The 13,145-nt window shown below is 56.3% G+C and carries 9 protein-coding genes; 5 read left to right on the forward strand and 4 right to left on the reverse strand.

What is annotated here, in order from left to right; translation table 11 throughout:
- Nucleotides 1-125 precede the first annotated feature (125 nt).
- Nucleotides 126-1,436: a UDP-N-acetylmuramoyl-tripeptide--D-alanyl-D-alanine ligase gene (gene murF / locus ACFE7X_RS01055; protein ID WP_375433797.1), complete on the reverse strand. Its 1,311-nt coding sequence runs from the start codon at nt 1,434-1,436 to the stop codon at nt 126-128.
- A gap of 81 nt (nt 1,437-1,517) precedes the next feature.
- On the opposite strand from murF, the gene ACFE7X_RS01060 reads away from it, so the two are divergent.
- Complete coding sequence (locus ACFE7X_RS01060; protein ID WP_375433798.1) at nt 1,518-3,779, forward strand: T9SS type A sorting domain-containing protein; 2,262 nt, start codon at nt 1,518-1,520, stop codon at nt 3,777-3,779.
- A 200-nt stretch (nt 3,780-3,979) separates the two neighbouring features.
- On the opposite strand, the gene ACFE7X_RS01065 is transcribed toward ACFE7X_RS01060, so the two are convergent.
- From ACFE7X_RS01065 to msrA, 3 genes are all read right to left on the reverse strand, one after another.
- The gene (locus ACFE7X_RS01065) at nt 3,980-4,774 is read right to left on the reverse strand and encodes an amidohydrolase (protein ID WP_375433799.1); all 795 of its coding nucleotides are present in this window, start codon (nt 4,772-4,774) and stop codon (nt 3,980-3,982) included.
- Between the two features lie 199 nt (nt 4,775-4,973).
- Entirely contained in the window at nt 4,974-6,137 is a 1,164-nt protein-coding gene (locus ACFE7X_RS01070; RefSeq protein WP_375433800.1) for a methionine aminotransferase, read from the reverse strand.
- A 374-nt stretch (nt 6,138-6,511) separates the two neighbouring features.
- Nucleotides 6,512-7,192: a peptide-methionine (S)-S-oxide reductase MsrA gene (gene msrA / locus ACFE7X_RS01075; protein ID WP_375433801.1), complete on the reverse strand. Its 681-nt coding sequence runs from the start codon at nt 7,190-7,192 to the stop codon at nt 6,512-6,514.
- A 206-nt stretch (nt 7,193-7,398) separates the two neighbouring features.
- Here msrA and ACFE7X_RS01080 point away from each other — a divergent pair, with 206 nt between their 5' ends.
- The 4 genes from ACFE7X_RS01080 (at nt 7,399) to ACFE7X_RS01095 (ending at nt 12,557) form a co-directional block, all read left to right on the forward strand.
- A complete protein-coding gene (locus ACFE7X_RS01080) occupies nt 7,399-7,794 on the forward strand; it encodes a hypothetical protein (RefSeq protein WP_375433802.1) in 396 nt (131 codons plus the stop codon).
- A gap of 101 nt (nt 7,795-7,895) precedes the next feature.
- On the forward strand, nt 7,896-8,150 hold the full coding sequence (locus tag ACFE7X_RS01085; RefSeq protein ID WP_375433803.1) for a hypothetical protein: 255 nt from the start codon (nt 7,896-7,898) through the stop codon (nt 8,148-8,150).
- An 848-nt stretch (nt 8,151-8,998) separates the two neighbouring features.
- Entirely contained in the window at nt 8,999-9,448 is a 450-nt protein-coding gene (locus ACFE7X_RS01090; protein ID WP_375433804.1) for a DUF2141 domain-containing protein, read from the forward strand.
- 208 nt (nt 9,449-9,656) lie between these two features.
- Complete coding sequence (locus ACFE7X_RS01095) at nt 9,657-12,557, forward strand: hypothetical protein (protein WP_375433805.1); 2,901 nt, start codon at nt 9,657-9,659, stop codon at nt 12,555-12,557.
- The last annotated feature ends 588 nt before the right edge of the window (nt 12,558-13,145 follow it).

Genomic DNA, 13,145 nt, shown 5'->3' on the forward strand with positions numbered 1-13,145 from the left:
AAGCATGACATCAACCAAATAGAGCGTGTAGAAAACAAAGAAGGCTGGCTAAGTGGCCAGCCTTCTTTGTTTCGCACGAGTGGCAACCACCAGTCGTCCTCACTCAAATTCGTAAAACACACGGACTAAACGAATTCCAACAGGGTTTCCAGGCCCATGCCCCGGGAGCCTTTAATGAGAATTTGGTGGTTTTGCAGGGTCTCGCTTTGCAGCCAGGTGGCAGCCTCCGCTTTGGTGACGAAATAGTGGTTGTGGCTGCTGCCGCAAATGTTGTGCGCATGCGCCATTTCTGGCCCTATCAGTACTACTTTATTGAAAGGCAGCCCGGCCAGCATAGTACCGAGGGCAGCATGTTCGGCTGCACTTTCATCTCCTAGCTCGAACATGTCACCTAGTACGACCACTTTAGTTGTATTGCTGGTATCGGGGCGGGTGGCGAAACTGCGCAGGGCGGCGCTCATGCTGCTGGGGTTGGCGTTATAAGCATCCAATATCACCTCGTTGCGACCCGTTTGGATGAGTTGTGAGCGATTGTTGGTGGGTGCATACAAGGCCAAGGCGTCGGCAATGTCGGCGGTCGGTACCCCGAAATATTGCCCAACGGCGGCGGCGGCGGCCAGATTCGGGAAGTTGTAGTCGCCAGTGATGCGGGCCTCGACTTGGGTGCCATCGGTGAGGCGGAGCGTCACGTTCGGGATAGGACTAACCAAGGCGGTTGGATACGTATCGGTGGGACCGGGATAAGTCACGCAGGTGGGTACAATGGCCGCTAGCTCTACCAGCTTGGTATCCAGGGTGTTGACGAACGCCGTGCCGTTGGTAGCGGCTAGAAAGCGAAACAGTTCGGCCTTGCCCTGTGCAATTCCTTCTTGGCCGCCGAATCCTTCTAAGTGAGCCTTGCCAATGTTGGTAATCAAGCCGTGTGTGGGTTCGGCGATGTTGCAAAGTAATTCGATTTCGCCCCGGTGATTGGCGCCCATTTCCACTATGGCTAGCTCATGCTCGTCGGGCCGGATACTAAGCAAAGTAAGCGGCACCCCAATGTGGTTGTTGAGGTTGCCCCGTGTGTACTGCACGCGCAGGCGCCGGCTCAATACCGCGTATATCAGCTCTTTCGTGGTGGTTTTGCCGTTCGAGCCCGTGATGCCCAACACTGGAATAGTCAACTGCTGCCGATGGTGGTGAGCTAGGTCTTGGAGGGTGCGCAGCGGATCAGGCGCGTAGGTGTACTGGTCCGGGTGCTCGGCAGCCAGGGCAGCATCGTCGACCACGGCGTGGCGGGCCCCACGTGCCAGAGCCTGCGGAGCGAAGTCGGCGCCGCGGAAGGTGGGGCCGTTGAGGGCGAAGAACAGCGTATCGGGCTGGGCCTGCCGCGAGTCGGTGCTGACCGAAGCACAGGCGCGGAACTGGTCGTAGAGGGCCGCAATGTCCTGCATGATTATTGTAGTAACTTAAAGCTAGATTGTTGTGTTATTCTGAAAAAGTCTTGCCTGCTTATGCCGTTACGCTTTCTTCTTTTGCTTTTGGTACTGGGCACTTGGTTGACTAGTCGTCCGGCGGTTGCGCAATCTACCGCGTTTGGGTTCGAATTGCGGTCGGTAGCAAAAGTAGTGCAAGGCACCGATACGCTGCGCAACGCCTGGGCTGGCGGCCTCGACTCACCCCAGTTCTCCAGTATCGATTTAAACGCCGACGGGCAGCAGGACCTTTTTATTTATGACCGACGCCTGCGGCGAGTCCTCACGTACCTGAACGTGGCGGCCGCTGGGGGCGGGCGGCAGTGGCAGTATTCCCCCGATTACGAAACTCTCTTTCCGGCCGGAATGCACAATTGGGCCTTATTGCGTGACTACGACTGCGACGGTCGGCCCGACTTGTTTACCAACGGCGACAGCGAAGTGGACATCCAGGTTTACCGAAACGTGGCGGGTGCGGGTGGTTTGCCCACGTTTCAGCTTACCACCTCGCTGCTGACAGCCGTGGTTGGCAGTTCGCCCATCAATATCAACACCGGCGTCAACATGCCTACCATCGAGGATGTGAATGGCGACGGTCGGCTGGACGTCCTGATCTACGATTGGGCCAACGACAAATTCGTCACGTACTACCAGAACATCAGCACGAGTGCGTGCGGCGGGCTACAACTCCGGCTCGTAACCGACAGCTGGGGCAACATTCAATCCTGCTTGGGTACCTGCGGCTCGTACAGCTTCTCGGCTACCACGCTGTGCCGGCCAGGAGGCACCGAGCACTCGTCGGGTAGCAACTTGCTGGCTCTCGACCTGGACGCGGATGGCGACAAAGACCTGCTGATAGGCCGTGACTATTGCCCTGAATTAGTGGCCATTACCAACCAGGGTACGCCCCAGCAGGAATTGATGACGGCTACCAGCCTCAACAGCAATTTCCCGACGGGTACCACTCCCGTGCGCATCACCAACTTTCCGGCGGCTTATCATCTGGATGTAAACTTCGATGGGCGCCCCGACCTACTGACCGCGCCCAACCTGTTCGACAACCTGGATACCGTCGAAACTCGCCGCTCCGTGTGGTTTTACGAGAATGCTGGCACGGGAGCCGCCCCCAACTTTCAGTTTCGGGAGCAGGACTTCTTGCAGCGCGACATGATAGAAGCTAGTTCGCAGGCAGCCCCCGCCTTTTTGGATGTAGATGCCGATGGACTCAAGGACATGCTGGTGGCTGGTACCCGCCGCGACGCGCCTGGCAACTTTTTTGTGGCGACCGTGGCGTACTACCGCAACGTGGGTACTGCTTCCCGCGCCATCTATAAGCTCGTCACGACGGATTACCTGAACTTATCGGCGAAGAAGTTTGGGCTGCTGCGGCCTACCATCGTAGACCTTAATCGGGATGGTGCCCTGGATCTGGCTTGCATTGGCTACTACGCCGTTGGGCGGAGCAGCTTCCTCGGCTTCTACCTAAACCAAGCCGCGCCAAGTCAGGCGCCTAGCTTCAACACCACGACCCTACGCTATATCAGCAACGTGCCTAACAGCCAGTACGATGCGGCGGCTTTCTTTGATGTTGATAATGATGGCTACGTAGACCTGCTGTACGGTACCAATTCCAACCGCACGGATTTGCCCGGCCAGAGCCTGCGCTATTACCGCAACAACGGCAGCAGCACGCTCGAAACGGCGTTCGACGTTGCTAATTCCGACTACGGCCAGATCCGGTCGGCCGGTAATATTCGCCCCGTCAGTCTATACCCGCTGGTCGCCGACTTTGATACCGATGGCACGCCGGATTTGCTTACGGTGGATGCGTCGGGGGCTGTTCGGCTGTTCAGCAACTTGCGTGCTCAAAGCAGCGTCTTCCTCGACCGAACCAACCTGTTTTACAACACGGCCCGCGGCACCTATGAAAATGCCCAACTTGGAGTCCGGGAGCAGAACCACTTCACCCTGGCCGCCAACGATGTGAACGGCGACGGTGGTCTGGAACTGTTTATTGGCATGGAAAGCGGTGGCGTACTGGCGGCGGCGCCGCGCAACCAAGTGTTGAGTACCCGCAGCACAACTGCCCAACGCCTTCCGCTTACGCTCTACCCAAATCCCGCGGCCACTACCACCACCGTGGAAGCTGCCCGCCCCGTGCGTTTAACCTTGCTCGACCTCACAGGCCGTACCGTGCGCACCAGTGCGGCGCTTGCCCGCCGCCACGATCTGGACTTACGGGGCTTAGCCGCCGGCCTCTACATGGTGCGCTGCGAAACCACTGATGGCCAACTGGGGGTGCAGCGGCTTGTCGTCAAATAATGCGTTGCCCCTCTATAAGAAATGCGGAGGCCGACGAGGCAATCTAGGTTGCTAAATCCTACAGGGCTGAAAACAAGACAAGCCTTTGACGACTACAAGAGCGTCGAAGGCTTGTTTATTCTGAGACGATAGCTCGAAGAGAGGAAAGATGGCCGCGGCCTCGCAATCGTAGCTCTGCACTAAGCTGTTGTTGCAGCATTTCACCTAACTACTAGCTGCGTTAGCTCGAAGCCGTCGGCGTCCTGGAGGGCGGGGAACCGTTCGCGGAAGGATTCTAGGTCGGCGCGGCGAAGGGCCCGCGTGATGCCGGTTTCCTGATTGCCTACTTCCACTAGGTATTCACCACGCATATCGAGTAGCGCGGAGTCACCGGCGTAGGCGAGGCTGTTGCCATCGATGCCAACGCAGTTTACGCCCATCGTGTACGCTAAGTTCTCAATGGCGCGGGCACGCAGCAAGGTCATCCAGGCGGTGCGGCGGGCGGCGGGCCAGTTGGCTACGTAGAGCAGAAGGTCGTAGGGCTGGGTAACAGAGTTGCGACTCCAAACCGGAAAACGCAGGTCGTAGCACACCAACGGGCAGATGCGCCAGCCACGCCATTCCTCGATCAGTCGGTCGGTGCCAGGCGTGTAGGTATGGTGTTCGTTGGCCATCGTAAACAAGTGGCGCTTGTTGTAGTAGCTCAGGCTACCATCGGGCCGCACCCAAAGCAGGCGGTTGTAGTAGCAGCCTTGCTCCTTGATAATGATGCTGCCGGTAACAACGGCGTTGCGGGCGGCGGCTATGTCGCGTAGCCAGGCCACTGTAGGGCCCTCCATGGTTTCAGCGAGTGTAGCCGCTTCCATGCTGAAGCCGGTGGTAAACATTTCCGGCAATACAATGAGGTCGGTGGCAATGGATATCTCATCGATATGCCGATGCATTTCGGCGCGGTTAGCCGCCGGATCGTGCCACTGCAAGGAAGCCTGCACGAAAGAAACAGTTAAATCAGACACAGTAGTAAGGCAATAGGTGGGTGAGAGGGAGCGGTATAACTATATAAGAAATATAAGCTTGCTAAAAATAGATAATAGTATACTTCAGAAAATAATTTGCGGCTCATTTGGACATAACTATGTTAGGCCGCCCCAGAAATAACATAGTGCCCGTAACGGGGATTAGAACAACTACTTTCCGGCCTTCCAGGAGCCTGCTTTACAGTTCGCGCAACCGGACGGCCGCTGCCCGCAGTGTTTTTTCCTGCTTGGCAAAGCAAAACCGAATCAGCCCATCATCGTGGTGGTTGTGGTAGAAGGCCGAGACAGGCACCACGGCCACGCCGGCTTCGCGGGTCAGGCGTTGGGCAAAGACCACGTCGGTTTCCGTGGCGGAGATGCGGGCGTAGCGGGCAAGCTGGAAGTAGCCACCAGATGCGGGCAGCAACTCGAAGCGTGATTCCGCCAGCAGTTCCCGAAATAAGTCGCGCTTGGGTTGGTAGAAAGCGGGTAGTTCCTGGTCGTGCGTGGGGTTGGCTTCCAGCACGTCGGCCAGGGCATGTTGGGTGGGAGTGCTCACGGCGAACGTCAGGAACTGATGCACCCGGCGCAACTCGGTGGTGAGGGCCGGCGGCGCCACACAGTAGCCTACTTTCCAGCCGGTAGCATGATAGGTTTTGCCGAACGATGACAACACGAATGCCCGCTCCCGCAGGGCCGGGTGTTGCAGCACACTCCGATGCGGTACACCGTCGAACACCATATGCTCGTACACTTCATCGCTGAGCACCAAGATGTTGGTGTTGGTAAGCAAGGCGGCTAGCGCCTCCAAGTCCTCGGCAGTCAGCACGGCGCCGCTGGGGTTGTGGGGCGAGTTAATCATGACCAAGCGAGTGCGCGGCGTAAGGGCGGCTTGCACCCGGTTCCAGTCCGGCCGGAACAGGGGGGCGTCGAGCGGAACATACACGGGTACACCACCTTGCAGCCGAATTGCGGGGCCGTAGAGGTCGTATGCGGGTTCGAATACCAGTACTTCGTCGCCGGGGTGCACCACAGCGGCTAGCACGGCGTACAGTGCTTCGGTAGCGCCGCAGGTTACGGTGATTTCCGTGGTAGCGTCGGGGGCAGGCACTTGATAGACGCGGGCCGTTTTGTGGGCTATGGCTTCGCGCAAACGGGGCAGACCGGGCATGGGCGCATACTGATGGTGGCCGGGCGAGTTGGCGTGGCGGGCCAGCGCCTCTTGCAACTCCAGCGGCGGGTCGTAGTCGGGAAAGCCTTGTGCTAGGTTGATGGCCCCGCATTCCTGCGCGAGTTGCGTCATCACAGAGAAGATGCTGGTGCCAACATCAGGTAGTTTGGAATGAATAGTAGGCGACGCCATGGAGTAAAGCAGGTGAAAATCAGGAGGCCCAAAATACAGACTGCCAGCGGAGAAAACCGTTCCTGCCCACTCAAATCTATGGGGAGTCCTGCATGATGGCCTATTCAAACGAGCTTATAGGAACAACAGCTTTGTAATCAGCGTTGCCCACCCGAGTTCTAAGTAGCACATACGGCGCGCTGGTGCGGTACTATTTCGGAAAGACCCATAGCTACCGCGGAGACGAAACTCAGCTTCACACGCTTCGCTAGTGGTCAAGGAGGGCTGCCACCGCCTTTATACCCGTTGCTGCTCCACGGCCGGCCGCAAGTAGCACAGCGACATCGGCTGCGCTCTAGCTCAGGTAAGCCATCCAGCGTGCGTTCAGATGTTGCTTACAACGGTTGTTTGAGCAGCTGCGGGTATGCTTTCCGGAACTTCATCACTTTTGGCACCGATACCGACTGAATGTAAGGATTGTCGGGGTGCAGGCGGAAGTAGCCTTGGTGATAATCTTCGGCGGGCCAGAACTTAGTGAAAGGCAATACCTGCGTCACGATAGGATTGGTATAGTGCTTGGAGGCGTTAACGCGCTTGAGAGTGGCTTCAATAAGCTGCTCTTCCTGGGGCGTGCGGTAGAAAGCCACTGACCGGTACTGCGTTCCGGCATCAGGACCTTGGCGGTTGAGAGTGGTTGGGTCGTGGCCAGCCAGAAAGAACACATCAAGCAGCTGCTGGTAGCTGATTTGCTTGGGGTCGTAGTATACCTCGAAGCTTTCGGCGTGGCTGGTTTGGCCGCTGCCCACTTGCTCGTAGGTGGGGTTTTGCTCTTTACCGCCCGCGTATCCCGATACCACGTATTTCACGCCGCGCAATTCCTCGAATATTTCCTCGGTACACCAAAAGCAGCCCCCGGCTAAGGTTGCTACTGCCAAGCCTTTGGCTTGCGCAGCCGTAGGCAAACCGCCTGCTGTGGAACGCGAAAGAGCCTGCGCATCGGCAGAGCGTTGTTGCCCGCACGCCATTGTAAAGAGCAACAAGCAAATTAAAAAAGACTTCAACTTCAATAAAGACATTGGGACAATAAAAACAGGTGGAACTCGACGGCAGATGTACGCAAATCAGCGTCTCTTGGACGTTGCAAGGCTGGTATGCTACAGAACAATAGCACATGCGGGTACCGTTCCGCTCGGAAGTGTATAACAACCCAAAGGAATAAGATGTGTTTTACCTTTGCACTTCCCGCACCTGCTATTTCACCACCTCATTGCACACCACGGTTATGGCCCAACATGTATTGTTTGAAACATCTTACGTTACCATCATCTACGATTACAATCAGGAGTGGCTATACGTGGACTGGACCGGTGATCAGACGCTGGAAACAGTGCAAACGGGCTGCTTGCAAATGCTGGAGTGCTTGCGCGACGAGAGATGCCACAAAGTGCTCAACGACAACACCCGTGTAACGAGCATGTGGTCGGACGCCGCAGAGTGGGGCGGACACGTTTGGTTTCCAGCTATGGCTGAGGCCGGTTTACAGTACTTCGCCTGGGTTTATTCGCCCAACGTGTACAGCCGCCTCTCCACCGATCTGACGTTGCAACATACTACTCATCCCCTCATTCTTACTTTCGACAACGTCGAAACGGCCTCGGCTTGGTTGAAACAAATGTAGACGCACACCCTAGTGTTGGTTTGCACTTATTCTATTTTTCTTGGCCAGAAACTCTTTATAAGAATTTTCGTATCTTGTATATATTCTAATTATTATTGAATATGTCAAAATTCACGCCGCCCTCAATTCCGCCTGGTGCATCCTACGCCGATCCTCGGGTTCGGGAAAAAATGGCGGCTTGGATAAAGGAATTTCACCACGACCAGATAGCAACTATTGGGAGCAGCGAGATGCTGCGAGTCTACTGCCAGGCGCTTAACAACTGGGTTCTCAACCCAACCACCGAACCGCATGACATCGAGATACTAATCGACGAGATTTGCCATGCGGCTCGTCTGGAAAACTTAGATATTTAAAGGTGACATGCAGAAGCAGCGCAGATTTGCCTGCATTCCGTTTACGCTTTTTAACGCCCTAGTAACTGATATGAGAAATAAGCCCTACGCTTGCAGCGTAGCTGTAAGGCAGGCTTTCGTGCCGACTAAGGCGTGCTAACTAGTGTATGGCAATTTATCAATATAAAAGGATGTTCTGACATGAGCACCGCCTGATAAGTAGCTAACTGTCTGCTCAGTTCTGTGCTGCACCAAGAACAATGGAGAGGTTGCGTATCACTTAGTTGCTATAACTGAAAACTGTTTCCTGCTTATCAGACCAGGCGGCTAAAGAGCCCTGAACAATAAAATATATTGAATTATAAGGGGGAGACAGGCCCCTGCGCCCTGAAAACCAGGCCGGAAACGGATAAAGCGCGAAAGAGACAAGCTTACTTGCGGCAGTAGTACCACCCGCGAGCCAAGCGGCCCGTCATGCGTCTGATTTGCATACTAAAGCGTCAGATAAAAGCCGAAATGGCTCTTTAACAAACACATTTATAACAACATAAACAAGGACTTCAGGAAGTATTCAGGTAACAAGAAGTATGAACAAGGCTATAATAAATAAAACTTTAATAATAAAGGAGGCCTTTTACCACATTTTAACATTTGCGTCCCTATATAGTAAATTATGGAGTAGCGTGCCTAAGATTGTTATAAGCAAGCAACTGATAAGGCTGTTGCCGCCGGTTTCATAAGAAATAGCCAGTTCCACCGTGCTGGTGTGCAGCAATAAGTATATCTTGGGTGTTCGTCAGAATTGGCACTTTTTGCGGTTAACTCAAGTTGGCCTTTCGCTGTCTTCTACTTCGAACTGTATTCCGCTTATGAAACTACCTCAGCTTGCTTTTTTGATGATTGGTGGCAGTCAACTACTACCTACGCCGTCGGTGGCCGGGGATAATCCGGCGGGTACCTCGTCTGTTACCGTAGTAGTGTCGGCGTTGGCTTCTACTAAATCGGTGGTAAAGCTGTATTTCTACAATGTGCGCGACAAGTTTTTGCAGCACGGTGGCTATGCCTTCATGCGGGTGATTCAGCCTGGTGGGCAGCAGCAAGTAACGCTGCCCATCAACTTACCCAACGGTGAGTGGGCCGTAGCCATAACGCAAGACACCAACAACAACGACAAACTGGACAAGAACTTTGTAGGTATTCCGACGGAGCCTTACGCCTTTTCTAATAATGTGCGTCCTAAGTTGTCTGCCCCGGACTTCAACGACTGCAAGTTTGTAGTGAGTGGCCCTAAGGTGGTAACTATTGTGCTGAACAAGTAATACTGCTTCATACTTAAAAGGTAGAGTCTAACAGATAGTGTTTTGCCTTCGCTCTACTGCTTGGCAAACAGCAAACAGAAGCCCGTTCCGCAGTAGTGGGGCGGGCTTCTAGTTGAAACAGCAACCCAGCAATAAATGCAGTCTGCCGGGGAAGCAGTTAGCGGAATGTAGCCTAACTTCTCGCCCTTTATCCTTCCGTTCCACCCTGATGCGCACGTTTCTGCTAGCTGCTCTGGCAACTCTGGTTTTTTCGGGAGCCGGCAGAGCCCAAAGCCTGCCTGTTCTCGACCAAAATCCACCTTCACTGCACTGGCAGCAGGTGCAGACGCCGCACTTCCGGGTGATATACCCGGCAGGTTTTCAAGCAGCGGCGCAGCGCACAGCCCAACGACTAGAGCAGGTGCACGGCCCCGGAGCCACCACGCTGGGCGTGAATCCGCGTCCTATTTCGGTGGTGCTGCAAACCCGCACCAGCGTTAGCAACGGGTTTGTAACCTTTCTGCCGCGCCACGCCGAGTTCTACGCCACGCCGGAGCAAGGCATGGGGCTGGGCACCAACGACTGGCTCGACCAACTGGTGGTGCACGAATACCGGCACGTCGGGCAGTTCGAGAAAGGGCGGCAAGGCATTGGCCGGCTGCTAGGCCCACTACTCGGCGATGGTGCGCTTGGCGTAGCAGCCGTAGGGCTGCCCCAATGGTTTTTTGAGGGTGATGCCGTGGGCACCGAAACCGCCCTGACTCGTAGCGGCCGGGGCCGTATTCCGGCGTTTGGCGTCGGAATGCGTGCTAACCGGCTGGCCGCACTGCATTACAACTACCAGAAGGCCGCCAATGGCTCGTTGCGCGACAATGTGCCCGACTGGTACGTGCTGGGCTACTACCTGACCTCGTATGCCAAAATTCGCTACGGCGCCGACGTGTGGGACCGGGTTTTAACTCGCTACAACCGTTTCCCTTTCTATCCCTTTTCGTTTTCCAACAGCCTCCGCCGCACCACGGGCCTGCGGATAGAGCAACTCTACACCCGCACCATGGCCAACCTCGATTCGACGTGGCAACGCCAGCAGCGAGAGTTGAAGCTAACGGAGGCGCGGGAACTGCCCGGGCAATACCAGGGCCGGGTATTCACGCAGTACCAATACCCGCAGTACGTCAACGACAGCACCGTAGTGGCCCTGAAAACCGGCCTTGGTGACATCGCGCAACTTGTGCTGCTGTCAACCAAAGCGGGGAAGGCGCGAAAGCTATATGTACTGGGCCCCCTGAACCTGCCCGAGATGTTGTCGGTGGGCGGCGGGAAAGTGGTGTGGCCGGAGTACCGGTTTGACGCCCGCTGGGGCCAGCGCGTGTATTCTGAACTGAAGGTGCTGGACCTGGCTACCGGCCAAGTAGCGCGGGTAGGGCGCCACCACCGCTACACCGCCGCGGCCCTTTCGCCGGACGGCCGCCAACTGGTTGCTATGGAAACGGATTCCAGCTACCACCATGCCTTATCGGTGCTCGATGCCCGCACCGGCGCTGTGCTCACCACGCTGCCCAACCCGCAGAACGACTTCTATCAGCAGCCCCATTGGACGCCCGACGGGCAGCATATAGTGGCGGTGACACTTAAGCCTACCGGCAAAACCCTTGAGCTGCTAAACCCGGGCACTGGGGCGGCGCGCGCCTTGTTACCAGTAGCCAATGTTAATGCAAGCAACCCGCAACCCTGGGGCGAATACGTGCTGTATAATTCGCCGCAGTCAGGCATCGACAATGTGTACGCCGTGCATACCGGCACTGGGCAGACCTATCAGGTAACTTCCCGACCGTTGGGGGCCTACCACGCGGCAGTATCGGCGGACGGACGCCACTTAACCTTTCATGACTACCGCGCCACCGGGGCCCGCCTGATGGAAATGCCCCTGGACCCCGCTACCTGGCTTCCCGTACCGGCTGCCACTACCGCTACCCCCGGCCCCTATGCAGCGGCCCTGACGGCGCAAGAGCCGGGCGCAACTACCTTGCTGCCATTGTTAGCTGGCACTGCTCCTACCGATACGGCGCGCAAGTATCCTACAAGGCCTTACTCAGTGCTACGCAATGCGTTCAATGTGTTTGGGTGGGGCGTAGTGCAGAACCCGGCCGGCAACAGCGTCAGTTTGGGCGTCCGTTCGCAGGATGTGCTTAGTACCACCCAAGCCATTGCGGGGCTTACTTACGACCAAACTGAACGCACCGGAGCCGTTTTTGGTGGGTTGAGCTATCAGGGCCAGTACCCGGTGCTGGATGCTGATGTCACGTACGGCGGCCGCGACGCAGCCCGGTACATCGACCGCGCCCGGGGCCCAAATCAGCCCCTCGACAGCCTTCGGCGCGACCAATGGCGCTACACCCGTCTGACGGCTGGCCTGCGCCTACCCCTCACGCTCACCCGCTCGAAGTACCTGGAGGCCTTAACCCTAAGCAGCTATTACCTCCACGAGCGGGTGAGCGACTATGATTTGCCGGTACGTTCGCGCACCGAACCGGGTCCCAACCGGCCCGTGCACGCTGTGCAAACCACGCTTAGTTACGCGCGCCAGCTGCGGCTTAGCGCCCGCGACGTGGCGCCGCGTTGGGGCGGCTCGTTGCTGCTTACCTCGCGCCTCACCCCCTTCGGTACGGGCCTCGATGCGCGGCAGTGGGCCGGGCAAGGCAGCGTGTATTTGCCGGGATTGGTCAAGCATCATGCGCTACGGCTGCGGGCGGGCTACCAATGGCAGCAACAACGCCAGTACCAGTTTGCGGCGGCCGTTTCGTTTCCGCGCGGCGAAGGCTACGTAAGCTTCGATAGGCTACGTGCCGCTTCCCTGGATTACTACTTGCCCATAGCCTATCCGCACTGGTCGGTGGGGCGGTGGCTGTACGTGCAGCGAATACGAGCCAATGGGTTCCTCGATGTCGCCCAGGGCCGGAGCGTAGGTATTTCCAGTGAACTGGACTACCGCAATGTCGGCCTCGACACGTCGGTGTTGTTCAACGTGCTGCGCCTACGCACACCCTTGGAAGCTGGCGTCCGAATTGTGTTGAACACCTACACGCGGGAGTGGATATTCCAGCCATTGGCTTTCAGTATCCGGCTATAATACTTGCTAGCTGGTAGCTGGTGATTTATAGCTGAGGCTACGCATTGCTTGCGCGCTCACTCTTGGGTAGAAGTTGTTGCTGCTGGTGTATAGCGGCCACTATGCATGGCAAGCAACTGTGCGCTATAAATTTGTTGACAGCGAAAGGGTAAGCTTCTGAGCGCTTTACTGATGCGGCAGGCAATCCGTCGATTCACTGGCCCTAACCGTCGATTGGGGAATGATGCCATGCTAAGAGTGAGCGAAATTCATCTATCGAATTAGTTGTATCACTAGCAAACGCTGTTTTAATGGAAAGAAAGCCTTTTCTTAAAAGCCTGGTAGCTAGAGTTGTTTCCACTCCAACTCCACTTTCTGCCTGTAGCAAGGAAGAGCCGCCGGCCTAGGATTAGTCCCGTTAACGGGTCGCACTACTGGCTCTAACTATAGCTGTGTGACGGAGGCGCTTTGCTCGTTTGAAAGCAAGCTGCAAATCGACGATGCTGCTTATACCGCCCCGTCTGATCTGGCAGGACACTACCATGCAGTAGCAGCGCCCCATACTTTTCTTGCCTCGATTGGCTAGCGCCTTGAAACAGAACGTTGTTC

This window comes from uncultured Hymenobacter sp., from assembly GCF_964242765.1.
Taxonomy (GTDB): Bacteria; Bacteroidota; Bacteroidia; order Cytophagales; family Hymenobacteraceae; genus Hymenobacter.

Coding starts and splice junctions, on each gene's coding strand:
- ACFE7X_RS01070 (WP_375433800.1), bottom strand. CDS start 6,137: ATGGCGTCGCCTACTATTCATTCCAAACTACCTGATGTTGGCACCAGC.
- ACFE7X_RS01090 (WP_375433804.1), top strand. CDS start 8,999: ATGAAACTACCTCAGCTTGCTTTTTTGATGATTGGTGGCAGTCAACTA.
- ACFE7X_RS01080 (WP_375433802.1), top strand. CDS start 7,399: ATGGCCCAACATGTATTGTTTGAAACATCTTACGTTACCATCATCTAC.
- ACFE7X_RS01095 (WP_375433805.1), top strand. CDS start 9,657: ATGCGCACGTTTCTGCTAGCTGCTCTGGCAACTCTGGTTTTTTCGGGA.
- murF (WP_375433797.1), bottom strand. CDS start 1,436: ATGCAGGACATTGCGGCCCTCTACGACCAGTTCCGCGCCTGTGCTTCG.
- ACFE7X_RS01085 (WP_375433803.1), top strand. CDS start 7,896: ATGTCAAAATTCACGCCGCCCTCAATTCCGCCTGGTGCATCCTACGCC.
- msrA (WP_375433801.1), bottom strand. CDS start 7,192: ATGTCTTTATTGAAGTTGAAGTCTTTTTTAATTTGCTTGTTGCTCTTT.